27 protein-coding genes, 1 tRNA gene, 1 pseudogene and 2 other annotated features are annotated in these 25,025 nt (G+C 52.8%); of the genes and pseudogenes, 16 read left to right on the top strand and 13 right to left on the bottom strand.

The genetic code is table 11. The annotated features are described in order from the left end of the window. The coding region (gene pheT, locus RDQ42_RS09355) for a phenylalanine--tRNA ligase subunit beta (protein ID WP_308588577.1) at positions 1 to 1,598 on the bottom strand (1,598 nt) is incomplete at its 3' end. A gap of 18 nt (positions 1,599 to 1,616) precedes the next feature. After that, positions 1,617 to 2,636 carry a phenylalanine--tRNA ligase subunit alpha gene (pheS, locus tag RDQ42_RS09350; protein ID WP_071427108.1) on the bottom strand — a complete coding sequence of 340 codons (1,020 nt, stop codon included), beginning with the start codon at positions 2,634 to 2,636 and terminating at the stop codon, positions 1,617 to 1,619. A 77-nt stretch (positions 2,637 to 2,713) separates the two neighbouring features. Next, positions 2,714 to 2,941 (bottom strand) — a binding site (T-box leader). A gap of 116 nt (positions 2,942 to 3,057) precedes the next feature. On the opposite strand from pheS, the gene RDQ42_RS09345 reads away from it, so the two are divergent. The 8 genes from RDQ42_RS09345 (at position 3,058) to RDQ42_RS09310 (ending at position 8,603) form a co-directional block, all read left to right on the top strand. After that, a complete protein-coding gene (locus RDQ42_RS09345) occupies positions 3,058 to 3,579 on the top strand; it encodes a hypothetical protein (RefSeq protein WP_231358409.1) in 522 nt (173 codons plus the stop codon). Next, positions 3,579 to 3,977 (top strand): holo-ACP synthase, encoded by a 399-nt coding sequence (gene acpS, locus RDQ42_RS09340; protein ID WP_071427107.1) that lies wholly within the window; start codon positions 3,579 to 3,581, stop codon positions 3,975 to 3,977. The genes RDQ42_RS09345 and acpS overlap by 1 nt, the downstream gene beginning before the upstream one ends. After that, positions 3,965 to 5,500, top strand: coding sequence for a bifunctional ADP-dependent NAD(P)H-hydrate dehydratase/NAD(P)H-hydrate epimerase (locus tag RDQ42_RS09335; protein WP_074026290.1), 1,536 nt, complete (start codon positions 3,965 to 3,967; stop codon positions 5,498 to 5,500). Before acpS ends, RDQ42_RS09335 begins: the two co-directional genes overlap by 13 nt. A gap of 66 nt (positions 5,501 to 5,566) precedes the next feature. Next, positions 5,567 to 6,109: a hypothetical protein gene (locus RDQ42_RS09330; protein WP_143117117.1), complete on the top strand. Its 543-nt coding sequence runs from the start codon at positions 5,567 to 5,569 to the stop codon at positions 6,107 to 6,109. A 281-nt stretch (positions 6,110 to 6,390) separates the two neighbouring features. Next, positions 6,391 to 6,753: a type II toxin-antitoxin system PemK/MazF family toxin gene (locus RDQ42_RS09325; RefSeq protein ID WP_054331148.1), complete on the top strand. Its 363-nt coding sequence runs from the start codon at positions 6,391 to 6,393 to the stop codon at positions 6,751 to 6,753. Between the two features lie 335 nt (positions 6,754 to 7,088). Continuing rightward, on the top strand, positions 7,089 to 7,847 hold the full coding sequence (locus tag RDQ42_RS09320) for a sporulation initiation factor Spo0A C-terminal domain-containing protein (RefSeq protein WP_054331149.1): 759 nt from the start codon (positions 7,089 to 7,091) through the stop codon (positions 7,845 to 7,847). A 3-nt stretch (positions 7,848 to 7,850) separates the two neighbouring features. Continuing rightward, positions 7,851 to 8,441, top strand: a complete 591-nt coding sequence (locus RDQ42_RS09315; RefSeq protein ID WP_231358407.1) for an accessory gene regulator ArgB-like protein — start codon at positions 7,851 to 7,853, stop codon at positions 8,439 to 8,441. 21 nt (positions 8,442 to 8,462) lie between these two features. After that, positions 8,463 to 8,603, top strand: a complete 141-nt coding sequence (locus RDQ42_RS09310) for a cyclic lactone autoinducer peptide (protein ID WP_082398523.1) — start codon at positions 8,463 to 8,465, stop codon at positions 8,601 to 8,603. Positions 8,604 to 8,623: 20 nt separating this feature from the next. Here the strand turns inward: RDQ42_RS09310 and RDQ42_RS09305 are convergent, their stop codons facing one another. The 3 genes from RDQ42_RS09305 to RDQ42_RS09295 all read right to left on the bottom strand — a co-directional run bounded on the left by RDQ42_RS09305 (position 8,624) and on the right by RDQ42_RS09295 (position 10,742). Continuing rightward, complete coding sequence (locus tag RDQ42_RS09305) at positions 8,624 to 9,190, bottom strand: sensor histidine kinase (RefSeq protein ID WP_204211272.1); 567 nt, start codon at positions 9,188 to 9,190, stop codon at positions 8,624 to 8,626. Positions 9,191 to 10,194: 1,004 nt separating this feature from the next. Continuing rightward, the gene (locus RDQ42_RS09300) at positions 10,195 to 10,413 is read right to left on the bottom strand and encodes a pro-sigmaK processing inhibitor BofA family protein (RefSeq protein WP_074026289.1); all 219 of its coding nucleotides are present in this window, start codon (positions 10,411 to 10,413) and stop codon (positions 10,195 to 10,197) included. A 35-nt stretch (positions 10,414 to 10,448) separates the two neighbouring features. Next, positions 10,449 to 10,742, bottom strand: a complete 294-nt coding sequence (locus RDQ42_RS09295) for a DUF2508 family protein (protein ID WP_143117114.1) — start codon at positions 10,740 to 10,742, stop codon at positions 10,449 to 10,451. A gap of 142 nt (positions 10,743 to 10,884) precedes the next feature. Between RDQ42_RS09295 and RDQ42_RS09290 the strand changes: the two genes are divergently transcribed. After that, on the top strand, positions 10,885 to 11,058 hold the full coding sequence (locus RDQ42_RS09290) for a hypothetical protein (RefSeq protein WP_153801620.1): 174 nt from the start codon (positions 10,885 to 10,887) through the stop codon (positions 11,056 to 11,058). A gap of 153 nt (positions 11,059 to 11,211) precedes the next feature. Here the strand turns inward: RDQ42_RS09290 and RDQ42_RS09285 are convergent, their stop codons facing one another. The 6 genes from RDQ42_RS09285 to RDQ42_RS09260 all read right to left on the bottom strand — a co-directional run bounded on the left by RDQ42_RS09285 (position 11,212) and on the right by RDQ42_RS09260 (position 15,845). Then, positions 11,212 to 12,672, bottom strand: coding sequence for a nicotinate phosphoribosyltransferase (locus RDQ42_RS09285; protein WP_231358406.1), 1,461 nt, complete (start codon positions 12,670 to 12,672; stop codon positions 11,212 to 11,214). Positions 12,673 to 12,699: 27 nt separating this feature from the next. Beyond that, entirely contained in the window at positions 12,700 to 13,362 is a 663-nt protein-coding gene (locus tag RDQ42_RS09280; protein ID WP_231358405.1) for a cysteine hydrolase family protein, read from the bottom strand. Positions 13,363 to 13,685: 323 nt separating this feature from the next. Further along, entirely contained in the window at positions 13,686 to 14,615 is a 930-nt protein-coding gene (locus RDQ42_RS09275) for a zinc dependent phospholipase C family protein (protein ID WP_071427105.1), read from the bottom strand. Between the two features lie 202 nt (positions 14,616 to 14,817). Further along, a complete protein-coding gene (locus tag RDQ42_RS09270; RefSeq protein WP_054331156.1) occupies positions 14,818 to 15,240 on the bottom strand; it encodes a hypothetical protein in 423 nt (140 codons plus the stop codon). 78 nt (positions 15,241 to 15,318) lie between these two features. Then, positions 15,319 to 15,394, bottom strand: a tRNA-Ala gene (locus RDQ42_RS09265). A gap of 115 nt (positions 15,395 to 15,509) precedes the next feature. Next, positions 15,510 to 15,845, bottom strand: a complete 336-nt coding sequence (locus tag RDQ42_RS09260; RefSeq protein WP_054331157.1) for a sporulation initiation factor Spo0A C-terminal domain-containing protein — start codon at positions 15,843 to 15,845, stop codon at positions 15,510 to 15,512. Between the two features lie 253 nt (positions 15,846 to 16,098). Further along, positions 16,099 to 16,346 (top strand) — a binding site (T-box leader). 393 nt (positions 16,347 to 16,739) lie between these two features. On the opposite strand from RDQ42_RS09260, the gene RDQ42_RS09255 reads away from it, so the two are divergent. Next, positions 16,740 to 18,356 (top strand): PASTA domain-containing protein, encoded by a 1,617-nt coding sequence (locus tag RDQ42_RS09255; RefSeq protein ID WP_231358403.1) that lies wholly within the window; start codon positions 16,740 to 16,742, stop codon positions 18,354 to 18,356. Positions 18,357 to 18,476: 120 nt separating this feature from the next. On the opposite strand, the gene prfB is transcribed toward RDQ42_RS09255, so the two are convergent. Then, entirely contained in the window at positions 18,477 to 19,628 is a 1,152-nt protein-coding gene (gene prfB, locus RDQ42_RS09250; protein WP_054331160.1) for a peptide chain release factor 2, read from the bottom strand. A 230-nt stretch (positions 19,629 to 19,858) separates the two neighbouring features. Here prfB and RDQ42_RS09245 point away from each other — a divergent pair, with 230 nt between their 5' ends. The 5 genes from RDQ42_RS09245 (at position 19,859) to rpsR (ending at position 22,904) form a co-directional block, all read left to right on the top strand. After that, positions 19,859 to 20,791 carry an RING finger protein gene (locus RDQ42_RS09245; RefSeq protein ID WP_308588576.1) on the top strand — a complete coding sequence of 311 codons (933 nt, stop codon included), beginning with the start codon at positions 19,859 to 19,861 and terminating at the stop codon, positions 20,789 to 20,791. A gap of 21 nt (positions 20,792 to 20,812) precedes the next feature. After that, complete coding sequence (gene galU, locus RDQ42_RS09240; RefSeq protein ID WP_231358401.1) at positions 20,813 to 21,685, top strand: UTP--glucose-1-phosphate uridylyltransferase GalU; 873 nt, start codon at positions 20,813 to 20,815, stop codon at positions 21,683 to 21,685. 165 nt (positions 21,686 to 21,850) lie between these two features. After that, entirely contained in the window at positions 21,851 to 22,141 is a 291-nt protein-coding gene (rpsF, locus tag RDQ42_RS09235) for a 30S ribosomal protein S6 (protein ID WP_054331163.1), read from the top strand. Positions 22,142 to 22,156: 15 nt separating this feature from the next. Next, a complete protein-coding gene (locus RDQ42_RS09230; protein WP_071427103.1) occupies positions 22,157 to 22,618 on the top strand; it encodes a single-stranded DNA-binding protein in 462 nt (153 codons plus the stop codon). A gap of 37 nt (positions 22,619 to 22,655) precedes the next feature. After that, positions 22,656 to 22,904, top strand: coding sequence for a 30S ribosomal protein S18 (rpsR, locus tag RDQ42_RS09225; RefSeq protein WP_074026288.1), 249 nt, complete (start codon positions 22,656 to 22,658; stop codon positions 22,902 to 22,904). Positions 22,905 to 23,032: 128 nt separating this feature from the next. On the opposite strand, the gene RDQ42_RS09220 is transcribed toward rpsR, so the two are convergent. After that, positions 23,033 to 24,199: a glycosyltransferase gene (locus RDQ42_RS09220; RefSeq protein ID WP_071427101.1), complete on the bottom strand. Its 1,167-nt coding sequence runs from the start codon at positions 24,197 to 24,199 to the stop codon at positions 23,033 to 23,035. A 424-nt stretch (positions 24,200 to 24,623) separates the two neighbouring features. Here RDQ42_RS09220 and RDQ42_RS09215 point away from each other — a divergent pair. Beyond that, a pseudogene (locus RDQ42_RS09215) lies at positions 24,624 to 25,025 on the top strand (HPr kinase/phosphorylase); the annotation flags it as partial.

Below are 25,025 nucleotides of genomic sequence, written 5' to 3'. Positions count from 1 at the left end.
GGCAGGCCGATCTTGTCGTAGTATTTGGGGCTGATGAAGGAATAGGTCATAATCTCGCTGTACCCCTGGGCCAACATAATGTTGTTGACCCGGCGTTCCATCTTCTGGCGAGGGGTCAGCTTGCCTTCGCAGGAGCCCCGCAGGGAGGTGGTGGGGATGTTGTTGTAACCGTAGATCCGGGCGATCTCCTCGGCCACATCGGCTTTGCAACGCACGTCGGCCCGGTAGGAGGGAACCACTACCTGATCGCCTTCGATGCCGAAGCCCAGGCGGGAGAGGAGGGTTTTCATCTCCTCAGCGGGAAGGTTAATGCCCAGGAACCGGTTGATCCAGTCGGCTTCCAAGGGGAGGACGATCTTCTCTTTGGGGCTGTTGTCCACGTCGATCATGCCGCCGACCACTTCGCCGGCGCCCAGCAGTTCCACCAGCTGGCAGGCCCGCTGGACGGCAGGCAGGCAGGTGGCGGGGTCCAAGCCCTTTTCATACCGGCCGGAAGCTTCGGTGCGCATCCCCAGCTTTTTGGCAGTCAGCCGGACCGAGGGGCCGTTGAAGCAGGCGGATTCAAAGAGGATGGTGTCGGTGTCCTCCATAATGGAGCTGAACTCGCCGCCCATGACGCCGGCCACAGCGGTGGGACCCTCGGCGTCGCAGATGGTCAGCATCTCCGGGGAGAGGGTGCGGGTCACCCCGTCCAAGGTCATGAAGGAAGTCTCATCCTCCCGGGCGGTCCGGACGATGATTTTGCCGCCTTTGACATATTTGAAGTCGAAGGCGTGCATGGGCTGGCCGTATTCCAGCATCACATAGTTGGTGATGTCCACGATGTTGTTGATGGGGCGGACACCACAGGCACGAAGCCGTTCCCGCATCCAGCGGGGGGAGGGCCCAATCTTGACATTTTTGACCATCCGGCCGATGTACCGGGGGCAGAGCTCTGGGTTCTGCACCTCAATGGACAGGTGTTCCCGGATGTCGCCGGTCTCCTTCTCCACCTTGGGCTCGGGGAGATGGAGCTCTTTTTGGAAGGTGACCGCCGCTTCCCGGGCCAGGCCGGTGACCGACAGGCAGTCGGGGCGGTTGGAGGTGATCTCAAACTCGGTGCACAGGTCGTCAAGGCCGATGGCCTCGTGGATATCCATGCCAGGGGTTTTTTCGCAGTCGTCCCCCAGGATGAAGATGCCGTCTTCAATGGCATAGGGGAAATCGTGGACGGTCAGGCCCAGCTCCGACAGGGAGCAGAGCATGCCGTTGCTGACCTCGCCCCGCAGCTTGCCTTTTTTGATGACTTTGTCGCCGGGCAGGTGAGAGCCGTTGGTGGCCACCGGCACATAAGCGCCGGCAAAGACGTTGGTGGCGCCGGTGACAATCTGCACCGGCTCGGCCTCGCCGATGTTGACCTGGCAGATGACCAGGGAATCGGCGTTGGGGTGTTTCACCACCGAAAGGATCTCGCCGACCACCACACCGGTGATGTCGGCGCCCTCACGGCAGTAGCCCTCCACCTTGGAACCGGACATAGTCATGGCCTCGGCGAATTCGTGGGGCTCCACCTCTGAAACATCCACATAATCAAGCAGCCATTTTTGGGATAAGTTCATTGTTTATGCCTCCTCGAATTAAAACTGGTTTAAGAATCTCAGGTCGTTTTCGTAGAATAGGCGCAGGTCGTCGATGTTGTACCGCCGCATGACGATGCGCTCCAGGCCCATGCCAAAGGCAAAGCCGCTGTAGACCTCCGGGTCGATGCCGCAGTTTTGCAGCACCTTGGGATGGACCATGCCGCAGCCCAGGATCTCGATCCAGCCCTCGCCTTTGCACAGGCGGCAGCCCTTGCCCTGGCAGTTGAAGCACATGACGTCCATCTCGGCGGAGGGCTCGGTAAAGGGGAAGTGATGGGGCCGGAACCGGACCACCGAATCCTCGCCGTACAGGGCTTTGACAAAGGTCTCCAGGGTGCCTTTCAGATCGGCCATGGTGATGCCTTTGTCCACCACAAGGCCCTCGATCTGATGGAAGAGGGGGGAGTGGGTGGCATCCACCGCGTCGGAGCGGTAGACCCGGCCGGGGGCGATAATGCGGATGGGGGGCTTCTGCTGTTCCATGGTGCGGATCTGCACCGGGGAGGTTTGGGTCCGCAGCAGGATGTTTTCGTTGATGTAGAAGGTGTCTTGGGTATCCCGGGCGGGATGGTTTTTGGGGAGGTTCAGGGCTTCAAAGTTGTAGTAATCCAGCTCCACCTCGGGCCCTTTGACCACGCTGAACCCCATGCCCAGGAAGATCTCCTTGAGCTCGTCCAGGACGATGGAGAGGGGGTGCTGGCTGCCCATCGCCTGCCGTTTGCCGGGGATGGTAACGTCCAGTTTCTCCTCCTCCAACCGGCGGTTGAGCATGGCGGTTTTCAGGGAGGCGAGCTTGTCCTCCAAATCCTGCTCAATCTGGGCGCGGACTTCATTGGCCAGCTGGCCGATCACCGGGCGTTCCTCGGCGGAGAGGCTGCCCATCTGCTTTAAGATGGCAGTCAGCTCGCCTTTTTTGCCCAGGTACTGGACCCGCAGGGCGTCCAGCGCCTTGGTGTCGGCAATCTCAGATAGCTCTTTGCGTGCTTTTTCTCGAATCGCTTCCAAAGCTGCTTTCATTTGTTTCACCTCTTGATTAATATGGGAAAATGACTGGCTTTCCATGGGGCGGGGGAAATAAAAAAGCCCTCCGTCCACAAAGGGACGAAAGGCCATTCTTCCGCGGTACCACCCAATTTTTTGCCACATGAGCAAACACTCTGCGTCCCTTGTAACGGCGGGCACCCGTCCCTGCTTACTCCTGGTTCGGCAGGGCCGCTCGTGAGTGAACTTCGGCCCACCTGCCAACCGATCCGCTTGCAGCCGGGGCGGATCTCTCTGGAGGGAAGGAAACGTGGGCGTACTCTCTCAGTCAACGCGTGTAAAAGTATTAAGAATAGTCTTATCATAGCACAGTTGCCGGTGGGTTGCAAGGGATAAATTGTTGAAAAGACCGGGTTTTTATGCTATACTATTGTGCAATTAGAAGGAGGATTTTGCCATGCAAGAAGTATTTGTCGAGACGTTGGTGGCCAAAAAGCCAACCAAAAAGGATGCACTCCTGCGTGGGGCAGTAGTGGTGGGAATGTTGGTTTTGGGTGCACCTAGCTACATCATGGCCTCCTTCAACCTATATTTTACCGTCATTGGCGCGGTAGTGTGCGCAGGGCTTTTGTACTGCATCTATTATTTTTGGACCGCCCTCAACCTGGAATTTGAGTATATCCTCACCGGGTCAGAGATGGATGTGGACCGGATCAGCGCCCACCGCAGCTGCAAACACCTGCTGACGGTGGACTGCAAAGACATCGCCGCCATGGGGCGGTATCAGCCCGGTTTGGAAGGGGATAGAAAGCCCCTTTTTTACTGCGCTGATCCCCAGGAGGGGGCCTGGTACTTCGTCACCCAAGAGGGGCAGATGGTGGTCTTCACCCCCGATGCCAAGCTTTTGGAGGGGATGCGGGTCAGCCTGCCCCGCCAGGTGGTCAACGAAGTGTTCATCAAGGGGAGGAATTTACTCTAATGCGTGTGGAAACCGGTATTGACCTGGTGGAAGTGGCGCGTATGGAAAAGAGCCTCGCCTCCCCTCGGTTTTGGCAGCGGGTTTTTTCTCCCCGGGAGCGGGAGGAGATCGGGGCCAGGCCCAATCGCGCCCAGTCGGCCGCCGCGGTTTTTGCCGCCAAAGAGGCCTGTGCCAAGGCTATGGGAACGGGCTTCCGGGGGATACGCCTTGTGGAAATTGAGCTTTTGCACGATGGGAGCGGCAAACCGGAGCTGCACCTCTCGGGTGCGGCGGGAGAGTTTGCCCAGAGTAGCGGCCTGGCCTTCTCGGTCAGCTTAACCCACACCCGGCAGCATGCCGCCGCCGTTGTGGTCGCATACAGTGATAGGGAAAAGGAGCAACAGGGATGGAAATTGTAACCGCAAGCGAGATGAAGGAAATCGAACAAAAAGCGGGGGAGCTGGGCATGTCCGGAGAGCGGCTGATGGAGAACGCCGGCGCCGCTGCCGCTGCCTTCCTGAAAAAGACCATCGACCCCGAGGATAAAAACTGTATCCTCTTCTGCGGACGGGGTAACAACGGGGGAGACGGGTTTGTAGTGGCCCGCAAGCTGTACGAGGACGGCGCAAATGTGGCGGTGGTCCTCACCGATGGGGAGCCCCGCACCGAGGATGCCAAAAGCATGTTTGACATGGTAAAGATGATGGGCATCAGCGTGCTGCGGCTGGAGGAATCCTTTGACCAGATCGCCGGCCTGATGGATGTGGTGGACATCATTGTAGACGGGGTCTATGGAACCGGCTTCCACGGGGAGCTGGATGAACTCCACCAAAAGGCCTGCGCCCTGATGAACAATGCCATCGCGGCAGTCTTTTCCCTGGATGTGCCCAGCGGGGTGGACTGCGACGCCGCCAAGGCGGCGGAAGGGGCGGTCCAGGCGGATTTCACCATCGCCTTCGACCATCTGAAGCCCTGCCACATCCTCGCCCCCGGCAAGGGGAATTGCGGGTATGTGGAACTCTGCGCCATCGGCATCCCTCAAGAGGCGGCAGATGGGGTGAAATCCCACTTCCATATCCCCGATGAGGAGATGGTTTTTGCCCTTCTGCCCCAGCGGGAGCCGGAGAGCCACAAGGGGAGCTATGGGCGGCTGCTCAGCGTCTGCGGAAGCGAAAACTTTGTGGGTGCGGCAGTCCTCTCCGCCATGGGGGCCATGCGCTGCGGCGTGGGGCTGATTCAGCTGGCATCCACCCAGACGGTTTGCCATATCGCCGCCTCCCGCCTCATTGAGTGCACCTATCTGCCTTTGGTGGAAAACAGCTGCGGCCGGGTACCGGCCGAGGCCATCGGCGCCATATTAAAACGGATGAAACGCTCCACCGCCGCACTGGTGGGGTGTGGTTTGGGATGCGACGAAGACACTGAGCAGGTGGTTTCCGCCCTCATCCGCCGGGCAAATTGTCCCTTGGTCATCGATGCGGATGGTATAAACGCCGTTGCCAAGAATATAAATATACTGAGTGAAAAACGGGACGCCGTCATCCTCACCCCACATCCGGGGGAGATGGCACGGCTGGTGGGCAAGGAGATTGAGGATGTGGAGAGGGACCGCCTTTCCATTGCCCGCGCTTTTGCCCAGGAACATGGGGTGACATTGGTCCTCAAAGGGCACAACACCTTAGTGGCCTGTCCCGACGGCAACGTATTCTACAACACCACTGGAAATGCCGGCTTAGCCAAAGGCGGCAGCGGGGATGTGCTGGCGGGCATGATCGCCGGCTTTGCGGCCCAAGGCATCAAGCCGGAATTGGCCGCAGTGCTGGGGGTTTATCTCCACGGGATGGCGGCAGACGCCTGCGCCAAGCGCCTCTCCCAATACGCCATGCAGCCCAGTGATATTTTAGAAGACCTTTGCCGCATCTTCGTGGAACACCAATTGTAAGAGGGGCAGTTTCCGCTTCGCCGGCTGTTCCGGCATAAATTTGGCGAAGCGGATGGGAGCGCCCGCATGAAAAAACGATGGATCTCTCTGGCCTTGGCGATGCTCTGCTGCCTGGGTTTTGCCGGTTGTGATAAAACTGGAGGAGGAGGCGGCACTGTGGACCAAAGCCAGGTGGAAAGCCGGATGACTAGCCCCTTTGAGACGACGGCCAACATCAGTTACAAGGACATCAAGGCCACGGCTCGTATCGTCTCGGAGGAGCCGCGCAGCTGTACTGTCTCCTTCACCAGCCCCTCCAGCCTCAATGGGATGAGCTTTGCCTTTGCCAAGGATAAATTGACGGTGGATTACAACGGCATCAGTTTTGATTTGGACCCCTCCAACCTCCCGGGTGGAGCGGTGGCAAAGATGGTGGTGTCGGCAGTCAATTCCGCTACGGAACCTCAGGGCGTCCATGTAGAGCTCAAGGAGAGCTCGGTGGAGGTCAGCGGCCTTATTGAAGCAGGGGAGTTCCTGCTGAAACTGGACCCGAAAAGCGGCAACTTTTTGAAGCTCTCCATCCCCGCCAGCGAATTGGAGATGGAGTTTATCAATTTTTGTCCCCTGTAACCTGAGGCGGCCTCTCCCCAAGCAAAAAGAAAAAGCGATTTTTTCAGCCAGGGCTTTTGCTCGGTCGGAAAACCGGTTTTTATGGGCCGTCTGTGCCATGGCGGAGCAAAATACAAACCCCTGCCACTGGGGCGGGGGTTTTTCCTTTGTCAAAATAACAGCTCCCTTAATAAGATAGGGTAGGTGCGGTTGGAAAATGCCACCACACTGTTTAACCTGAAAAGAATTCGGCAACAATACAGTTGCAACGATAAACTTATTAAGGCGGAGCGTGATAGAACGTGACTGTCAAACGAGGAGAAATTTATTATGCCGACCTGAGCCCGGTTGTGGGATCGGAACAAGGCGGCGTTCGTCCTGTATTGATTGTTCAAAACGACGTTGGCAACAAATTCAGCCCTACGGTGATCGCAGCAGCCATCACCAGCCAGAAGGAAAAATCCAAACTGCCCACCCATATCGAACTGGATTCCGCCCACTGCGGCCTGTCCCGGGATTCGGTGGTGCTGCTGGAGCAGATCCGCACCATTGACAAGCGCAGGCTTAAAGAACGGATGGGCCGGCTGGACGACCAGTCGATGAGCCGGATTAACCAAGCTCTTTCGGTGAGTTTTGGCCTCCCGGGCATGGAGGAGATGCGGTAATTACATAGAATGAGCCGCATCGGCGGACGCCTTGGCGCCCGCCTTTTCTTTTGGCACATAACCGCATATTTTGGCAGAAATGGAACATTTTGTCGAATTTATGTCGATTTTTTACGAATCGTTTTTCTGTGCTTTTCGGGGAAAATGTTGTATTATAATGATAAAGGGCAGCAAAATCTAGGCGATCCGGTCGAAACCCTTGCCCAAGTCTGGTATAATGATTGATATATAATGTTGCGTCCCCCAATTGCTTCCAAGAAGGAATGGCCACCCGAATTCAGATTGACAGCTTCGGGTGGGGATAAAGGACGAAATACTTTTGGATGGGGAAGGTTATGAAAAAATTTCGGATTGTTTTAGCAGACGATGACACAGAGTGGACTCAATTGTTTGAACTAGCAGTGTCGAAAAAAGACAGATATGAATTGGTGGGCATCGCCGAGGATGGGGATTCCGCCTTTCAGATCATCAAAAAGGAACGCCCAGATATTGTCATTAGTGATATCTTGATGCCCAAAACCGATGGTTGTTATCTGGTCAACAGCATCCGGCAGATGCAGAATTATCGACCCATCATTTATATCCTGTCGGGTATTGCCACAGATCCCATCGTGCGGATCCTGCAAAATTTGGAGATTGATTACTACAGCTTAAAGCCAGTGGGAGTCAACACCATATTGTCCAACTTGGACCTGCTTATCGCTATGCGTGGGCTGATGCCGGATCAATCCAGCCAGAAGATCACCATCCAATACACCAATAAATTGGAGCAGCGGGTGGAGGATGTTCTTATGGATATTGGGATGGCACCAGGAAGCAAATTCCACTCCTATATGAGGGATGCGCTGATTGCTTGTACCATCGATGGGTCGAACGTCAATTTGGTGACCAAGGTATTGTATCCGGATATTGCAAAGAAGTATGGTGTTTCCACTCCCAGTGTGGAGCGAGGGTTGCGGTATGGCATTCAAACGGTGCGCAAAACCAATACACCTCTCTACCAGGAGATTTTTAGCGCAATGCTCAGCAAACGCAATATCTCCAATACTGTGTTCATCGCTACATTGGCCAATTATATTAGAAAGTTGGATTAATTGATGATTGCCAAACTCTCACAAAGTGTTGCGCAATATCTGGCCAATAATTTCGAGGATTCGGATGAGGAGGTTCTAGCTTATGGGCTGGAGCTGATCTTCCAAGAGATTTTGGCGTTTATTGCGCTCTTTACGGTGGCAGCATTTTTAGGTGTGGCAGATTTAATGCTTTTTTCTGTGTTGGCATATACGACAGTACGGGGAAACGCAAACGGAGCGCATGCTTCTACACGGAGCATATGCCTTTCCACATATGTCATGTTTATGTTTGCCTCCATTGGCATTTCGATTTGGGCAAAAGGATTTTTGACCCCTTTCTTTTGGGCAGGAATTGCCTGTAATACGATTGTGCTGCTTCTGTATGCACCTGGAGACACTCAGGAAAAGCCCATCTTTGGCAGTAGGCTTCGGCTGCGCTGCAAGGTGGTAGGACTTTTTTGTATGTGGATCTCCTTTGGTTGTGCTTACTGGATGTCTCAAGGGTATCCTACCCGGGCCAACGTATTGATGCTTTCATCTACAGTCGCGTGTTTTATGGTCACGCCTATCGCATATAAGCTATACGGCTGCCAGCGTTATGTAGAAGAAAGTTAAGGAAAGGAGTGTTGAACCCCCATGAAATTGTTCGCTAAAACCCTGAAGGTAACTGCTGAGAAAGTTGCTGAAGCTTCGATAAATGTGGCTTGTGCACCGTTAATTATTTATCAGCCTAAGCTGCCAAAGCAGCTGATGAAAGACAAAAAAGAAGAAAAGTAAAAAAGTAGGGGCGTTAGCCCCTACTTTTTTACTTGGAGATGCTGGATAAAGGAACACTCGTTGATGGTTGTAGAGGAGGAGAAATACTTGCTTTGTGCCTGGACTTTTTCCTCCACCTGGTGCAGTCCAATTCCCATGTGGTTGGATTTGGTGGAGTAATTCTTGCGTTTGATCTTTTTCAGATCTACCTCTCCCTCGAAAGAATTGCGCACAACGATGTTGTAGCAGTCGCTGTCATCCCGGACAAGAAGATTTACCTGTTTGAGCTCACTGGCCGCGGCAGCTTCGATGGCGTTGTCCAGCCAGACGCCCATGATGTAGGCTAGGTCGTATAAGACCTCATTGGGGAATACAATTTCTTCCTTGGTTACAATGGCGATTTCAAATCGAACTCCCATGTTTGTAGCGTAATTGATCTTTCCAATAAGTAGCCCGTAGAGGATAGGTACTTCCCGCAGATTGAGATTTAGAACGTTGGTGGATGACTGAGCAGTGAGACGCTGCTGGAGGTCGCCGATATATGGTCGGAGAAGGTCTAGACGCTCTAGCTCCACAAAACCGGCAATGGTCGATATTATATTATTCATCTCATGGCGGAAACCTTTGATCTGGTCAAGAGAGTTCTCCAGAGTTTCTGTATACAATTTTTGATTGGCAGAGATCACCGCCTTCTTCCCCAATTCATAGGAATTTATAGAATTATATATGCTGTATATAACAAAACATAGAGCGAGAACTAAGTCGTATAGAAGGATAAAATTGTTAATTTTAATTTCAAAATGTTCAAAATAAATAATATTTGGATAAATAAATGCGATCAGAAAAAAGAAATTTAATACTATAATTGTAAATGATTCCTTGTTAGCATAGGAAATTTCGCGTTTTTTCACCACAAAATTCGAGACAGCATATATTAGAAAGCATGGCAACAGTGATAGAAATCTCAAAATATTTAGGTAAGTATTTTCACGAATGTGACTGAAGAAAAAATTTTGGCTCCCTGAAATTACTATGTTGACAATTATCATTACACACTCGATTGTAGCTGAGTAGAGTAAGTAGCCTGTTAAAAAACTAAGGCATTTTGAAAAAGGTAATTTAAATAAGATTTTACAAATAAGGAAATAAGTGGAAATTGTTATAATAAATATAAGTACCATGGAAAAATTTGTATTATAAATAGGTAAAGCGTTGATTATGACAGTAAGTAATGTCCCACAGACAATTTTTTTAATAGAAATTTCTACTCGTAAGATATTGCAACAAATTAAAGTTCCGAGTAAGAATTGAATCCAAGTTGTGAGTATTAATAGTAACGTAGAAAGTTGCATAAGAAGCCTCCTCAAAGTTGTAAGTATCACTCGATTGCTGGTAGGATCGCCTCCATATAGTTTACAACCATTTTACCGATCTGTAAATGGTTTGAGTCAAAAAAGTAACAAAATTTTGTCAAAAAATTTCTATCGTGATCGAATAATAAAATTTATTTGAGACATTGGACAATAAACGACAAATGGTCTAAATTTGTTTGGGTTGCCTACAAAAAAGAGGAGTATGTAGCTACATACTCCTCGATACCATATATTGTGCTTTAAATCATCCAAATCAAATTGAGCATCAACAAACCAACGACGCCTGGCAAACCAAATACAGTTGACACTGCCAAAGAAAACGGGCTCATGCCCAGCAGTGGGGTGGTGAAAGCACCGATTGCCATTACTGCCAGAAGCCCTGCAATTCCTGTCCCGGCAGAGAAAAATAGACATCGCCAAAATCGCCCGCTTTTTAGATAAAGGCTCAGCATAAACAAGGCACAACAGCCTAAGATTACATAAATAATTTTATCTACCCCAATTTTCCATACACCCTTTCTTGAAACAGATCATCTGGCTGATACACACAGACCAAATTTTTCTCCCTTGCTTGCAGCATAAGGTAGCTATACCGACTGTTAAGGGCGTTCATTTCATGGATGAGGCCCTCCACCAGATTGGGGTCGCTGGTCAGATCAAACAAGCTTCGCACCGCGTCCATCTGTGAGACCAGCTCCCGGATCTCCAACAATAAGGGGTCGGGAGATGGAGGTGTGTTTTTCTTCCTTTTTAAGCAGCTTTGCAAGCGTTCCGCCAGTTTTTCCAATGTGACGACCACCTTTCCATGGAATATGTATGTTGGAAGGATGGACAAATATTCCAATATTTATTCACTATAGAAGATTCCCGTTTGGAATAGCTGCCCTTTCTCTGTAAATGCTAATAGGGAAAGAAAGGGGGATTTACAGATGGAAAACCGCAGGGGTATGGCAGACCGATATTGCCCTTCTAAAAAGAGAATTGTTCCAGTTAAAATGCCGGAAAAAAGGAATTGCCCGCAACCAATGGACTGCATGGATTCTTCCTGCAAAGCACAGGGGTGCTTTGAAATTGTGCCGGAGAAAAATCAGTTTGAAGGCTGAAACAAATTTATGAAAGCGATTTCTGTTTAGCTAAAACATTATAAGGAAAAACATAATTGAAAACTACTATAAACCAAATGCAGACTGGAGCTGTTCTACGAACAGCTCCAGTCTGCATTTGTGTGAATCCTATAAGATAAACCTTTATTCTATTTAAAGGGAAATCTCCTCCAGCAGATTGTATTTCATATCCCACAGTTTCTGCGAAAGGTCCACATAGTACGTATGGGGGTTTTCAAACCGGGTCACCTCATCCCACAGGGTGTTGACCTGCTCTGTACAGTAGGCTTTCACCTCATCCAACGAGGGGAGGGTATATACAAGTTTGCCTTTGGAGAAGATCGGCTCCAGTAAGGGGCGGGAGACATAATTCTCTAGGGTCTGTTTCTTCCAAGGGGCATGCTGGTCAAAGATAGTCAACGGCTTACTGTCGTCTACTGTTTCATCATAGAGGGTGATATAATCGGCGAGTGCCTTGCCGTTTTCTTTGTCATATAACCGATACAGCCGTTTGAATCCAGGGGTGGTAATTTTCTCTACACTTTCGCTCACTTTAATTTTGGGAATGAACTCCCCGCCTTCCTGCTCCTGGACCGCAGCCAGTTTGTAAACACCGCCGAAAACAGGAGCGGATTTGCTGGTGATTAAATTTTCGCCTACGCCGAACAGATCCACTTTAGCGCCCTGTAAAATCAGATCGCGGATCAGGTATTCATCTAAGGAATTGGAAGCGGTGATCTTTACATCAGCGAAACCGGCTTCATCCAACATGGCGCGGGCCCGTTTGGAGAGGTAGGCAATATCGCCGCTGTCGATGCGGATTCCTTTGGGGCGGAAGCCTTTGGGAAGGAGTACCTCATTAAATACCCGGATGGCGTTGGGAACACCAGATTTGATCACATTGTATGTGTCAACCAATAGGGTGCAACTGTCTGGATAGAGTTCTGCATAGCTTTTAAAGGCTTCGTATTCGCTGTCAAAGGATTGGACCCAGCTGTGGGCCATCGTTCCCACCACCGGGATGCCATACCGCCTGCCGGCCAGCACACAGGCGGTGGCGGCACATCCGCCAATGTAAGAGGCCCGGGCGCCCAGCACCGCAGCATCATACCCTTGAGCGCGGCGAGAACCGAATTCAAAAATTGCCCGGCCGCCGGCTGCCCGGATCATCCGGTTGGTTTTGGTGGCGATAAGGGATTGGTGGTTGATGGTCAAAAGGACCATGGTTTCCACCAGCTGGGTTTGGATCAACGGGCCTTTGACCACTACCACCGGTTCGCCGGGGAAGATGGGGGTACCCTCTTTGGGGGCCCAGATGTCGCAGGCGAATTCAAAGTTGGCCAGATACTCCAGAAAGGCGTTGGAGAACTGCCCCTGCTCCCGTAGGTATTCGATATCCTCCTCACTGAAAGAAAGGTTTTCCAGGTATTCCACCAGCTGTTCTAGGCCAGCGAAGATGGCAAAGCCGCCGTTGTCCGGCACAGTGCGGAAAAACATATCAAAGACAGCGACCCGATCCCGCATTCCATTTAGAAAATAGCCGTTGGACATAGTCAGCTCATAAAAATCGGTGAGAAGGCTTAAATTCCGTTTCAGATCCACAATGCGTGTCATAACACCCAATCTCCTTTTTAGTTTTGGTTAGTCGATGGTGCGGACGAGGGTTACTCCATTCTGCCGCATGCTGTAGAGGGCCATCAGGTTGCACAGGTCCGCAGGATGGCCGGGGCCATCGTAGGTATCCACCAGGTCCACCGGGACAATCACCTCCACTTTGCGGTTGTGCTGGTTGTAATAGGCGGTCAGGGTGACCGCCAGCTGGTAGATGCAGATGTCGGTACAGCAGCCCAAAATCACCACATGGGTGACCTGGGGGGCCTGGAAGGGCTCCGGATCAGCCAGATAGGCGTTGGTGGAGTTTTTGGGCCGGGCCATTGCCTCCAGCCGGGAGAGTTCCGGGGCCAGCAGGGGTTCTTCTGTGCCCATGAGGCAGTGGGGCGGATAGCTGGCAAGTTCTGGGGAATCCGCCGTATGGCAGTCGGTGTAGGGGAGGATGGAGTACCGCCCGGCGATGCAGCGGTCCACAAAGGCGGCCGCGCCGGGGAGGAGCTCCTCGGTGCGGGGAGAGTACAGAGCCCCCTGTTTGGCAAAGCCCCGGTTTAAATCCACTACAGCGACCAAAGTGGATTCCCGGGGCAGTTCCGCCAAGGAGAGGCTGCCCAAATGATCCAATGAGCTGAGCATCTCTTGGAGATGAGAGGTGGATTGTTCCAAAAAAGTCTGTTGGTCGAGTTGTTCCTTCATACTTGTCTCCTCCTACATAGTTCATCTGTCCAGCTCCTTCGGTGGGGCTCAGCCAGATGTATTGCGGCCACCGGCGGGGATAAAACACAGTTGATAAACACAGCGGGTCGTTGCATCCAGCTGTTTGGCCGGTTCCTCTCATTGTGGGGAAGCCGCTGGAAAGAGCGGCAATGGGCCTCATTCTTGTGCGCCCATTGGCCATTCCTTATAGGATTGCAACGAAAGGCATAAAAAATATCCCCTGGCATCTGCTTTGCAACCATTTTAACACAAATCCCAGGGGATGGACAGTAGTTCCAAGATGATATTAAATTCACAAAACGTTATTTCCGCAAGGACCCAGCGTCAAAAGAGATAAGGCCCTTCGGAACAAACTCCCTGCCCTGGGTGACCGCCTTGACAGCGGCCAAAGTCATCCGCTTGGCCTCAAACAGGGCTGAGTAGTAAAGGTCTAGGAAGCTGTCAAAACGCCGCAGTTCTGGCTTGTCGGCGGAAGACCACCCGTGGTGCTCACGGTTTAGGATGGAGAAGGAGGCGCCAGGCTTTTTCAGGAAGGCGGACAGCAGTTCCCCTTGACCGGAGACCTTTTCCGCTGCGCGGGTCACCGAACGGAAGAGGAACCCGGTGGGTTCCACTTCAATGGTGAAAGCGCGAACTGCATCGCCCAGGGAGCGCCGCAGCTCCTCCGGCTTGATGTTCAGCCCATATAGGGAGCTCAGAACCTTGTGGTACACAATGGCGAGAGAGAGGGCAAACCGGTCATCGATCCGGTAGTTTCGCTTTACCGGGAAGGTGTTAACCGGCCGGTGTTCCTTCAGCCGGTAGAGGGAGGAATCGATGTCGCTTTCAATCCGGTGGTGGAGGCCGCGCCAATGTTTGGGGGAGAGCCGCTTCTGTAGTTCTACCTGTTTGCTGTAGACATAGGGGTGGGCGGAACAATCCAGGCAGTAGTGGCCGATAAACCCGATGTAATAGGCTAGGAGCTCGTCAAATTCCAACCTGCCGGAGTAAGCGGAAATCTCCTGGGCCATGACCTGGAACAGCTGGTCGGTTTTCTGGGTGTGCAATATGGTGCCATATTGGGGGAGGGAACTCTTCCTCCCGGAAAAAATCCGATGGAAAAAGAAAATATCCGGCCCTTGCAGCCCCCAGTGGTAGGGGATGGGATGCTGTTTGATCAGCTCTGCAGACCGGCCCTCCAATAAAATAGCCAGATCCTTGCCAAATAAATGATGGGTGATAAACGAAGGCATATTTGTCACCAGCCTTTCCAATCCAGGGGATTGAACCAGTAAAAATTCTCTAAACTAAGTTTACTACTATTTTGCCATTTTATCAAACCCATTGGGCGAAAAATTTGTGCAGAACAAATTCGGCATATAGAAGGGGGACTCCGCCCAGAGACGCAAGATCTTCGGAACCCGATAAAAAAGGGGCCATACAGGCCCCGATGCATTAGTTGTTATTTGGCAGGTTTCGGCGTGGATACAGAAGCACTGCATACAGCATGATATTGGGCAGAAACCGGTAAAGATGGGTGGTAACGCTCCCAAAATAGGCGCCAAATAATGCAGGGGAGAGTTGGCGCAGCAGGCGGTACAGCGGCGGGACAAAGGGCACCGCTGCAAAGAAAAGCAGCTCTCCAAGCCCTACTGCCGCCCACAGGCGTGGGGTCTCTTCCCGATGTAAGGAGAAAGCCAGAATGAAAAACCCGAACAGCAGGGCATAGAGGAGATAGCCAAGCAGAAGGACTGCGGTGAGGCCAGTATATGTGTGGCGCTGCAGCTGTTTGGCCAGCATGGAATCCGCCAAGGGGAGAAGCAGGGATAAAAAGAGAGGGTACACGGGGAGAAACCAACGGAACCAGGTTGTTTTCATGAGATTCTTCCTCCTTCGGCAGATAACAAAAAACCCGAATCCATCGCCCTTTGGCAAAAGATTCAGGTCTTATCAATATGGTGGAGACGATCGGGATCGAACCGACTACCTCTTGAATGCCATTCAAGCGCTCTCCCAAGTGAGCTACGCCCCCGTGACGACGAAATAAATTATAACAGACCGCTATGGGCTTGTCAACTATTTTTCTGCATTTTTTGCAAAAAAATGAAAAAAGGATGGTTCCCCTCTGACTACAGAGGGCGGAGCGGTTAGCTCTTGATCCGCTCCCGGCAATAGGCATCCAAATAGTAGAGAAGTTCCGAGGGTTGGGGCTTCTGAGGCAGTTTGCGCCCTGCGATCTCCTCCAAAAGGGCCCGATTCCCATGCTGCCACAGATCTTCGGTAGTGCGGGCGATGGAGCGGCTGATAGCGGAAGATGTGGTTTTGCATTGTTTGGCTACCTCTGGGTAAAGACAGGTGGTTAGGCCACGGTACGGGAAAGTATCCATGGAGAGGGATAAATCCAGAGCGAGATGCAAATGTTTAAAACCGATCTTAGTGGCCTGGCAGCCAATTTGGTAGAGCAGTTGTTGAGTTGTCTTCATCCACGGTTGTCCTTTCTGATCCAAGTAATGCGGTTGGGATGGGAATCCCCCATAAAATCATCGTAAAAAAGGGGACAATTTTACATGGCATTGTCTAGTAATTTGTCTTGTTTTATTGACATAATTAGATAAAATTCGTCAAAATAATATCTTTTTAAATCCTACGGAAACGGCCATTCCTCCTTTTTCATAGGCTGGCCCTTGACAAGCCAGCCGTTTGCTGGTATCCTGAAAAAAGAACAACTTCATCCAATCAAACGCTAGGATGGGGAGTAGTAGGGCTTCGGAACGCTCACAGAGAGCCGCCACTGGCTGAAAGGCGGCAGCGGGAAGACGGCTTGAACTGGCCCCTGAGCGGTCGACCGAATACAAAAGTAGGCTCGGACGGAATCCCACCGTTAAAGGGGAAACATGTTGCGCCTAGGGCAAGACATGGCAGAGCGGCACAGAATTGTGCAACTGGAAGTGGTACCGCGGAAGTTTGGGGCTTTCGTCTTCTTTATGAGAAGGCGGAGGCTTTTTTTGTTTCCCAAAGCAAGGGCAGACGGGCCTTCTCACCGAGGGGAGTTTGTTCTCAAGGCGTGTGATCAGCGCCTTGCCTGACCGGAAACAGGATGCGGCCGCATTCAAAAAGGGGGCGCCTGTGCGGAAAAAGGTGTCCCCCACCTGGAAACACGCTGCAAGCAGCAGGGAACCCAGCCAAAAGCGGGGGCTTTTGGGAAAGGAATTCTGCAAAAGAGGCCAAAAGGCCCACGGAATCCCCGGGGGGACTTGCATCTCTTCTTGAAAACAGGTATTATAATGGAATGAGATTTTAGGCCGCGCCATCCTCGCGGCTGGGAGCGTGATGAATTCCAGATGGCAACAAATCAACACAAACTCTGCATGGGATGTATGTCTCCGCTGAACCCGGACGGCAGCTGTAGCCATTGTTCTTATCGCAGCGGCGCGCCCCACCGGCTGGATTTCTTGGCCCCGGGGGAGGTTTTGTGCGACCGCTATTTGGTAGGCGTTGTGCGTGCTGCCTGCTGCGACGGCCCAGTGTATATTGGTTTTGACCAACAGGAGAACATCCGGGTCTGGATCAAAGAATACATGCCCCAGGGTTTGTGTACCCGCAACCAAGCGGATGGCAGCATTGAGCCCAAGCCAGGCTGTGAAATGCCCTTCAAATCGTTAAAATCCGATTTTGAAGACCTGTGCAAAGGGCTCCAGAAAATGGGCGGGGGGGAGATGCTGGTCCCGCTGATCGACCTGATTTCTGCCCATAAAACGGTATATGGGGTGTACCGGTTGCTTAAAACGGTGACCCTGACCGAGTACTTAAGACAAAACGGCGGGGAATTGACCTGGCCAGATGCCAAAAAGATCTTTATGCCCTTGTGCCGGACGGTCTCCGACCTGCACAAAAAAGGCTATCTCCACCGGGGGATCTGTCCGGACAACATCCTCCTGGACGACCAGGGCCGGCCCTGGCTCTGGGGCTTGGCCATTGCGGCCGCCCGGATGAAGGGGGAGCTTGTCCCGGACCTCTGCCCCGGTTACTCGGCCCCGGAACAGTATGAGGAAAACGGCTGGCCTGGCACCTTTACCGATGTATATGCCCTGGCGGCAGTGCTATACAAAATGCTCACTGGGACCATGCCGCCGGAGGCTCCTTCCCGGATGGCAAAAGACAATTTGGCCCCAGCCAGCGACCTCAACGCCCGGGTGCCGGAGAGCGTATCCGACGCCATCAGCGCCGCTATGATGCTCAGCCCTGATTTCCGGATGGAGACGGTGGAGGAGCTGACCGCTGCCTTGCTGGAGTCGGAGAACACCAACACCGCAGTGTTTGACAGCGAAAGGATCAAAGAGGTTGCGGAGCCAGAACCGTCTAAGCCTGCTCCCCGGGTGGGGAAAAAGACCATGTTGGGGCTGATGGCTGCTCTTGTAGCGATTCTGGTGGTGGCCCTCATCGCCGTGGCCCGGGGGATGTTCCCAGAATTGTTTCACTTTGGCGGCGAGCCCTCCCAGCCGGAGGTATCCTCCTCCCAGGCGGATACCACAGTCCCCAAATTTGTGGGACAGTACATAGAAGCGGTCATGACCAATGCAGAGTACCAATCCCGGTTTGAACTGCGCACTACCAGCCGGTATGATTCTTCATATCCCGCAGGGGTTGTGGTGGAACAGTCCACCCCCGAGGGGGCAAAGATGATCCACCGTGGGGTGATTATCCTGACGGTGAGCGAAGGTCCTCAGGTGGTGGATATGCCGGACATTGTGGGAAGCAAGCTGAGCTTTGCCACCAAGGTGCTCTCCCAGCAGGGGATCCGGTACCAGGTGCTGGAAGTGGTGGACGATTCCCTGGAGCCCGGCCTGGTTTCCAAAACCAGCATCCTGCCCGGCGAGCCTTTGGATAAAAGCCAAGATGTGGTTTTCCTCTACACCAAAAAGGTGGAAGAGGCGGAGGACACGGAGGGCACCCGTGTGGAGGGAAGCTCTTCCGCTGCTTCCCAATCGGAATAAATGAAAAAGCCCCGCAGCATAGCTGCGGGGCTTTTGGCGTTGTATTGGAAGAGGGTTCCCTTTGGCGGCGAAACGGGAATTACACACGATCCCGCGCTCCACATTCCCAAAGCCCTGATCTTATTCGTTTTCCAGCAGATGGCCCAGGCTCTCCGCCTTTAAGTAGGCATTGATAAAGCCGTCGATGTCCCCGTCCATCACTGCGGTGATGTTGCCGCTCTCAAAACCAGTTCGGTGGTCTTTGACCAGGGTGTAGGGCATGAACACATACGAGCGGATCTGATTGCCGAAACCAATGTCTTTCTGCTCCCCCTTGATGTCCTCGATCCGCTCCAGGTGGGCCCGCTCCTTGATCTCAATCAGCTTGGATTTGAGCATTTTCATGGCGACCTCCCGGTTCTGGTGCTGGCTGCGCTCGTTCTGACAGGCCACAACTACCCCGGTGGGAATATGGGTAATGCGGATGGCCGATTCCGTCTTGTTGACGTGCTGGCCTCCCGCCCCGCCGGAGCGGTAGGTGTCGATCTTCAGGTCGGCGTCGTTGATGACGATTTCGTTGTCCTCGTCGGTGATCTCCGGCATCACCTCCAAGGAGGCGAAAGAGGTGTGTCTCCGGCCGGAGGAATCAAAGGGGGAGATCCGCACCAGACGGTGGACCCCGGCCTCAGATTTCAAAAATCCGTAGGCGTTTTCCCCCTCAATGAGGATGGAGGCGCTTTTGACCCCGCCTTCCTCGCCGCTGAGGTAATCCAGCACCTTGCATTTGTAGCCGTGGCGCTCCGCCCAGCGGGTGTACATCCGGTAGAGCATCTGGGCCCAGTCCTGGGCCTCCAAGCCGCCGGCCCCTGCGTGGAAGGCCAGGATGGCGTTGTTGCCGTCGTACTCCCCTTTGAGAAGGGTGGCCAGTTTTTTGGTCTCCAGCTCGTCCATCAGGGCGTTGTATTCCAGTTTGGCCTCCTCAAAGGTGGCCTCGGATTCCTCCGGGGAATCCATCCCCAGCTCCACCAAGGTCATCACGTCTTCGTAGGCGGAGGCCAATTTTTGGTAAGAGGAGATTTCATCCTTGATCCGGCTGATCCGCTGCAGAATCTTTTGGGTGCCGGCAAGGTCGTTCCAGAACCCCTCCTGGGCTGTCTGCCCCTCCAGCTGGGACAACTCTTCCTTGAGGGGATTCAGGCCGATGGCGTCGGCCAGGTCATCTATCTGCGGCTTGACGTCCAGCAGTTTAAGCCGCAGTTCATCCAGCAGCAGGACATAATCGTTTTGTAGCATGATATCCTTCCTTCTTCGTGTTTCCACGGGTGTATCTAATTTATTATAGATGAGAACACCGCCCATTGTAAAGTACCATCCCCGTGGATTCTCTGAGAAAACGGTTTATTTACAAATCTGCTCTTGGTTTTTTGGGGCGGATACTATATAATAGATTAAATAGCGGGGAGAATTTCGTCCCAATTGGGAGGATGCCCCCTATTTTATATGAGTGTTAAGGAGTGATCCTATTGGGAAAATATACCGGCATTCCCTGTGCGGCCTGCGGGCGGCTGTTTGAGGAGGGGGATGACATCGTCGTCTGCCCGGTTTGCGGCGCGCCTCATCATCGGGAGTGTTATGAAAAGCTGGGTCACTGTGCGTTGGAAGAGCGCCACGCCCTGGGCGAGGCCTGGCAGCCACCCAAGGGCAAGCAGGGGGACAACCCCGCCCTGGTGATCTGCAATACCTGTGGCGCACAGACTCCGGCAGATGAGCCCTTCTGCATCAACTGCGGGCAACGGCTGGACCTGCCGCCCCGGCAGGAGCAGCCATCCCCTGGGGGGAGCTATTACATCCCCGGGGTGGGGCCCATCCACAAAAATGCCACCATTGGCGATGCGACTATGGAGGAACTAGCGATGTTTGTCGGGCCCAACGCCCAGTTCTTCCTGCCCCGGTTCCAGGCGATCCACCAGCGAAAATCCTCTTTTTCCTGGAACTGGTCTGCTTTTTTCCTCAACTTTTTCTACTTTTTTTACCGCAAGATGTATTTGGTCGGCGGGGTTCTGATGCTGGTTTCGATGGTCACCATGATCCCCAGCGTGGTATTCACCAATGAATACATGAAACTCTTCCTCCAGTCAATCACCGGGCAGGTGATCCCCTATAATGAGGAATTGATGATCCAGATGAGCAGCATCCAGCAGTATATCCGCATTGGGCAGATGGCCCTTTCCCTAACCCTGGGGATGTTTGCCAACAAGCTCTACCTCAACCACGCCCAAAAGGTGATCCGCAAGACCAAGGAGGAGTTTGGGGAGGGGAGCCCTGCCTGCCTCACCGGCATCGCCACCCGGGGAAGGACCAATATGACCATGGTCCTCCTGGTGCTGTGCTGGATGATCTTTTTGTACTTCGCCATCTCCTTTGCCATCACCAACAACATCATTTCTATCTTGTAAGGGACGGAGGAATTTGAAATTATGAAAATTAAAAAAGCAGTCATTCCCGCAGCGGGGTTGGGAACCCGCGTCCTGCCCGCCTCTAAGGCTGTGCCCAAAGAGATGCTCCCCATTGTAGACAAGCCCGCCATCCAGTATATTGTGGAAGAGGCGGTGGCGTCCGGCATTGAGGATATTTTGATCATCACCAGCCGTGGGAAGACCACCCTGGAAGACCATTTTGACCGTTCCCCAGAGCTGGAGAGCCGCCTGTTGGCCTCAGGCAAAACCGACTTGTACAACCAAGTGGTGGATATCGCCAACCTTTGCAATATCCAATACCTGCGCCAGAAGGAGACCAAGGGCCTGGGCCACGCGGTTTACTGTGCCAAGAGCTTTGTGGGAGACGAACCATTTGCCGTCCTCTATGGGGACGATGTGATTATCCCCAAGGAGAAGCCTGCCACCCGGGAGCTGTGCGACGCATTTGAGGAGTTCGGCCTGGGGACGGTGGGAATCAAACCGGTGCCCCTGGAATTGATCCACAAATATTGCTCTTTGGACGCCACCCAATTGCGGGAGGGGATTTTCCAGGTTCGGGATATGATCGAGAAGCCCAAGCCGGAGGAGGTCATCACCAACTACGCTATCTTGGGGCGCTGCGTGCTGCCCGCCGCCATCTTTTCGGTGCTGGAGAATACCAAGCCCGGCGCCGGCGGGGAGATCCAGCTGACCGATGCTATGCGGGTCCTGGCCCAGCGGGAGGGGATGATCGGGGTGGAATACTCCGGTAAGCGGTACGACATGGGCAACAAGCTGGGTGTCCTCCAGGCTATTGTAGAAGTGGGCCTGAAACATCCGGAAATTGGGGAGGAGTTCCACCAATACCTTTTGGAGCTCTCAAAGTCCCTATAGCCCCGCAACCTGCTGAATTTTAAAAAGAATTTTTGTGCGATTAGTGAAAAACCTTGACAAAAGGCTTGCTGACTGCTATAATTTTGCTGTTGCCGTGTTATTCTGACGCGGCATCCCTTGCCCGGACCAGCCGGCCGGGCCTAACGTCCAAAAGGAGGTGTCAAAATGCCAAAAACAACCGGAAACTATGAGACAGTTGTGATCTTCAACACCAAGGTTGGTGAAGAGGGCATCGCTGCGCTGACCGAAAAGTTCAAAACTCTGATCAGCGACAACGGTACAATCAACAACATCGAGGAATGGGGCAAACGCAGACTCGCTTACCCGATCGAGGACGAGACCGAAGGCCATTATGTGCTCATCGATTTCACCAGCGGTGTCGCTTTCCCTGCAGAGCTCGACCGTATTTACAAAATTACCGACGGTGTTCTTCGCTCCATGATCATTGCGAAATAGTAAGGTGGTGTAATTGTGCTGAATAAAGCAATTTTGGTCGGCCGTCTGACTGCTGACCCCGAACTGAAACAGACCCCCAACGGCGTTTCTGTCTGCTCGTTCAGCATCGCCATCAATCGGCCTTACTCTTCCAAAAACGGGGAGCGCCAGACCGACTTTATCAACATCGTGGCTTGGAGGGGACAGGCTGAGTTCGTGGCCAAGTATTTCCGAAAAGGGAATGCTATCGGCATTGACGGCTCTATCCAAACTCGCAGCTACACCGATAAAGAAGGCAACAAGCGCACCGCATTTGAAGTGGTAGCCGACGCTGTTAGCTTTGTTGAGAGCAAAAATGCCGCATCTGGCGCGATGCCGTCCTATGGCGCTCCGGCGCCTTCTCCTGTGGCTCCTTCCACACAGCCTGGGGTGTCTTACACCAGCGGCTCGATAGGGGATTTCCAGGAGATCGAGGATGACGACGATCTGCCGTTCTAGTTTTGTAACTACATCATTTCATAAGGAGGTTTGTACCGTGGAAAGAACTGAAAGAAGCGAAAGACGTGGCCCCAGAAAGGGCAGAAAAAAAGTATGCCAGTTCTGCGTTGACCGCATTGAGAATATCGACTACAAAGATGTTCCCCGCCTGAGAAGATACTTGAGCGAGAGAGCAAAAATCGTTCCCCGCAGAGTGACCGGTACCTGCGCCCGCCACCAGCGTCAGCTGACTGTGGCTATCAAGCGCGCCCGTCATCTGGCTCTGCTGCCTTACATCAGCGACTAATTTTGGCTTTCCAAAATAAAAAAGAGACGCCCTAGGGCGTCTCTTTTTTATTTTCATATGAATTTTTTAGCAGCACAAAGGCCGCCAGACAAATATCCGGCGGCCTTTGTGGCAACGAACAACAAAAACTACGCTTTTTCATACAGTTTGTGGTAAATAGTCAGCATGTAGTTGGCCAGGTCCTCTGCGCCGCTGTGCATCACCGAGTGGGTAACCGACTTTTTGAGGATAGCAAGCTGCTCTGGGCTCATGTTTTTGACATACCGCAGCCGGGCGGCCATCTCTTCCGGGGAGTTGAACACATAACCGTTGACCCCGTTGCGGACCTGGTCCTCATTAAGGGGATCCAGTCGCTGGAGCACCGGCAGACCGGTGGCCATCCCCTCCAGCATGGAGATGGAGTTAGTGTCCGACAGGGATGCGGTGATGTAGATGTCACAGGAGGCGAGGTAGGGGGGAAGCTCGTCGTGCTGGATCGCCCCGGTGAAGGTGACCATCTCCGAGATGCCCAGTTCCTTCGCCTGTTCCTCCAATTCCTCTTTGCAGGGGCCGTCGCCGATGACAATGAGGTGAATCCGGTCCTGGGGGGTCATAGTCTTGGCCCAGTATTCCAGCAGCACATCCACGCTTTTTTCCCGGCCCAGCCGGCCCACGAAACACGCAATCATCACATCATCGTCAATATTGTACCGCTTGCGGAAGGCGGTTTTGTCTGCTTCGCTGATGTTTTCCGGCATGAACATGTCCAACTCCACCGGGTTGGGCACCACAGTGACCGGCTTGTATACACCGACCTCATGGAAATACTCCTCGCATTTTTTAGAGGGGCCGGTGAGGGCGGAAGCGTTTTTAGCCAGGAATTTGAAATACCGGTGGCTCAACCGTTTGGTGACGCCCAACAGGGGGCGGGGGGAGATATAGTACAGGTAATCGTCATACATGGTGTGTAAGGTATACACCAGTGGAACTTTCAGCATCTTGGCGGCCATCACGCCGGAGAGGCCGATGCCGAATTCATTGTGGATGTGGATAATATCCGGGTGGAATGCCTCGATCAGCTGGAGGCGGCGGTGGCTAATGGGCGGGGCGACGCCGTAATTGTAAAACCGCTTGATCCGGGCGCCAGGGCAGTGGAGGACCCCATCCTTTACATAATGGCGACGGGCGCTGGCATCCGCAGTGACAATAAGGACTTCATGGCCCAGTTTTTCCAGCCCTTCCTTCAAGATTTTGACATGGGTGACCACGCCGTTTATATATGGGAGATAAGTTTCGGTGAAAAGAGCAATGCGCAAAGAAAACTCCTCCTCGTAATTGTGTTATGACCTGTTTTGAACCAGTTAGAGTATAGCATGAAAAAACACAATGATAAAGGGATTTTGCCGGATTTTCCAGCCTTGAAAGAAAAATGTAAGAGATTGTCGTCTTTTTGTCACATTTGGGCAAACACAGATTGTGAAAAGTCTAAGGTAGCGGGTTCTCCCGCGGAGGCGGGCCAAAAAGGAGAATGTCTGCCGGGGAGGGGATGCCGCTGAAATGGGCGCTCAAAAAGGAAAATAGGGTTTGAAACTGTGGGTGGATTCAGGTATAATATTTTTATAGCTGTTTCCTCTTTGCCGTCCCGTTAACCCGGGGTGGAATCCACCCTGTGGGGGGCTTTGGCTAGACAATTCAAATTGCAGGGATTCCCCATATGGGGTTCCTGTGCGGAGGGTTACTATGAGCGGTGTATATAAGGTCTCCCTAGAGAAGATCATCAAGGATTTTAACCTGCAAATCGCCTACATTCCCCGGGACCCGTCGGAGATTTTCATTTCCAGCGTAGATGTCAACCGCCCGGGGCTGCAGCTCGCCGGATTTTATGATGTGTTTGACAACGAGCGGGTGCAGCTTTTGGGCAAAAGCGAATTTGTCTACCTGGACCAGTTCGATGTGGAAATTATCAACGCCCGCTGCGACGCCTTTTTTGCCCAGCATCCCCCTGTGGTCATTGTGGCCCGGGGATTAACCCCCTATCCGGGGATGCTCCGCGCGGCAGCGAAATATGAAGTCCCCTTGCTGATCACCGAAGAGGAGACCTGCTCCTTCCTTTCGGGGCTGATCTCCGAGTTGTGTGTAGAG

This window comes from uncultured Merdimmobilis sp. (genome assembly GCF_902471145.1).
Classification (GTDB): Bacteria; Bacillota; Clostridia; order Oscillospirales; family Ruminococcaceae; genus Merdimmobilis; species Merdimmobilis hominis.
Note: the sequence above shows the minus strand (reverse complement) of the source record. Positions and strands in the feature narration are given on the sequence as shown.

Bases quoted from the DNA above. Each gene is read 5' to 3' on its own strand.
- pheS (WP_071427108.1), bottom strand. From the start codon at position 2,636: ATGAAAGCAGCTTTGGAAGCGATTCGAGAAAAAGCACGCAAAGAGCTA.
- RDQ42_RS09290 (WP_153801620.1), top strand. From the start codon at position 10,885: ATGGAAAACCGCAGGGGTATGGCAGACCGATATTGCCCTTCTAAAAAG.
- RDQ42_RS09260 (WP_054331157.1), bottom strand. From the start codon at position 15,845: ATGAAGACAACTCAACAACTGCTCTACCAAATTGGCTGCCAGGCCACT.
- RDQ42_RS09305 (WP_204211272.1), bottom strand. From the start codon at position 9,190: ATGAATAATATAATATCGACCATTGCCGGTTTTGTGGAGCTAGAGCGT.
- RDQ42_RS09270 (WP_054331156.1), bottom strand. From the start codon at position 15,240: ATGAAAACAACCTGGTTCCGTTGGTTTCTCCCCGTGTACCCTCTCTTT.
- RDQ42_RS09335 (WP_074026290.1), top strand. From the start codon at position 3,965: ATGGAAATTGTAACCGCAAGCGAGATGAAGGAAATCGAACAAAAAGCG.
- RDQ42_RS09280 (WP_231358405.1), bottom strand. From the start codon at position 13,362: ATGAAGGAACAACTCGACCAACAGACTTTTTTGGAACAATCCACCTCT.
- RDQ42_RS09275 (WP_071427105.1), bottom strand. From the start codon at position 14,615: ATGCCTTCGTTTATCACCCATCATTTATTTGGCAAGGATCTGGCTATT.
- RDQ42_RS09345 (WP_231358409.1), top strand. From the start codon at position 3,058: ATGCAAGAAGTATTTGTCGAGACGTTGGTGGCCAAAAAGCCAACCAAA.
- RDQ42_RS09255 (WP_231358403.1), top strand. From the start codon at position 16,740: ATGTCTCCGCTGAACCCGGACGGCAGCTGTAGCCATTGTTCTTATCGC.
- RDQ42_RS09320 (WP_054331149.1), top strand. From the start codon at position 7,089: ATGAAAAAATTTCGGATTGTTTTAGCAGACGATGACACAGAGTGGACT.
- acpS (WP_071427107.1), top strand. From the start codon at position 3,579: ATGCGTGTGGAAACCGGTATTGACCTGGTGGAAGTGGCGCGTATGGAA.
- RDQ42_RS09310 (WP_082398523.1), top strand. From the start codon at position 8,463: ATGAAATTGTTCGCTAAAACCCTGAAGGTAACTGCTGAGAAAGTTGCT.
- rpsF (WP_054331163.1), top strand. From the start codon at position 21,851: ATGCCAAAAACAACCGGAAACTATGAGACAGTTGTGATCTTCAACACC.
- galU (WP_231358401.1), top strand. From the start codon at position 20,813: ATGAAAATTAAAAAAGCAGTCATTCCCGCAGCGGGGTTGGGAACCCGC.
- prfB (WP_054331160.1), bottom strand. From the start codon at position 19,628: ATGCTACAAAACGATTATGTCCTGCTGCTGGATGAACTGCGGCTTAAA.
- RDQ42_RS09285 (WP_231358406.1), bottom strand. From the start codon at position 12,672: ATGACACGCATTGTGGATCTGAAACGGAATTTAAGCCTTCTCACCGAT.
- RDQ42_RS09315 (WP_231358407.1), top strand. From the start codon at position 7,851: ATGATTGCCAAACTCTCACAAAGTGTTGCGCAATATCTGGCCAATAAT.
- RDQ42_RS09330 (WP_143117117.1), top strand. From the start codon at position 5,567: ATGAAAAAACGATGGATCTCTCTGGCCTTGGCGATGCTCTGCTGCCTG.